Annotated in this window: 1 protein-coding gene; it reads left to right on the top strand. The window is 55.0% G+C overall.

Annotated elements, in window-relative coordinates:
* Positions 1-289: 289 nt before the first annotated feature.
* Positions 290-739 (top strand): GNAT family N-acetyltransferase, encoded by a 450-nt coding sequence (locus OIN59_RS25260; protein WP_274114964.1) that lies wholly within the window; start codon positions 290-292, stop codon positions 737-739.
* Positions 740-1,190 lie beyond the last annotated feature (451 nt).

The following is a 1,190-nucleotide window of genomic DNA, read 5'->3' as shown; positions in this document are numbered from 1 at the left end:
CAACACACCTCCAATAGCTGCCGTTCATTCGCTACCCGCTGCCTAACAGGCCAATACCTACTGGCTGAGTGCCTGGGCCCTGATTGATAGCGAGCTATAGTTTGCCTCGTTGACGCCTGCGGGGTTTCGCGGAATTTTTGTACCTGTTTGCCTAAACAGGCAATCGCCTGCAAACCCATGCTGCAAGCCACTTCCAGGAAAAACCAGTGTCCAGAATATCCCGCACGGTCCAGTTTATCCCGCAGGTCTTGCGGGATGCATCACGTTAGGCTTCTCGAAAGGAAAAACCGTGCCAATATTCGAACGCGCGTCAGCATCGGACATCCCGGCACTCAGTGAGTTGCTATCGGTTCTATTTACCCAAGAAGCTGAGTTCAAACCAGACGCCGCAGCTCAATCCAAAGGCTTATCAATCATCATTAGCAACCCGGATCTTGGCGTCATCCTGGTTGCTCGCGAAGGCTCGACCATCTTGGCAATGGTCAACTTGCTATTTACCATCTCTACAGCAATTGGTGAGCGTGTCGCGCTTCTCGAAGACATGGTCGTATCCCCTGGCGCCCGTGGCTCAGGCATCGGATCAGACTTACTGAATCACGCCATAGACTTCGCTCGCCGCAGTGGCGTCAAACGCGTTACGTTACTAACGGATCGCGAGAACACATCAGCGCAGCGCTTTTATTCAAAGCACGGTTTCTCCGGGTCAACAATGGTCCCCCTGCGGCTAACCCTTGCTTGAAGCTATGCGTACCTCAACCCATCAATCACCTGTCCACAGCCTAACTGTTTGGTCAAACCGACACTTACAAGCTCCGCACTCCGGTGCGGCTTACCGCGGGCGTTAAAGAGCATCTATATGAACCCTCAGGCGGGCGTGAACATCCTGGTCATGTTGTCTGGCCTTGCCATAGTGGCGGTGCTTTTCTTCCTTGGCCGTCGCTTGGTGTCTGAGCAACATCCCTGGAGAAGGTGGGCAACTGGTGTTTTCAAGCGCAATGGGCTTGTTCAAACGGCGCGCCTGGCTGGTCTGGTGTTGTTAGCGGTCGTCCTTAGTGCGCTTACCGTTCTGTACTCGTAGCTATGCGCAGATTCCCTTTAACAGGCCGCTGCATCCGACCGCCTGCGGCGTCGGCTGAGCGGCGGCGTTGAGCGTCCGCTTTCATTTGCGGTGACCGGCTGCTCTTGGCCGA

This window comes from Acidovorax benzenivorans (assembly GCF_028680575.1).
Classification (GTDB): Bacteria; Pseudomonadota; Gammaproteobacteria; order Burkholderiales; family Burkholderiaceae_C; genus Acidovorax; species Acidovorax benzenivorans.
The sequence above is the reverse complement of the archived record's forward strand: the minus strand, read 5'-3'. Positions and strand labels throughout refer to the sequence as shown.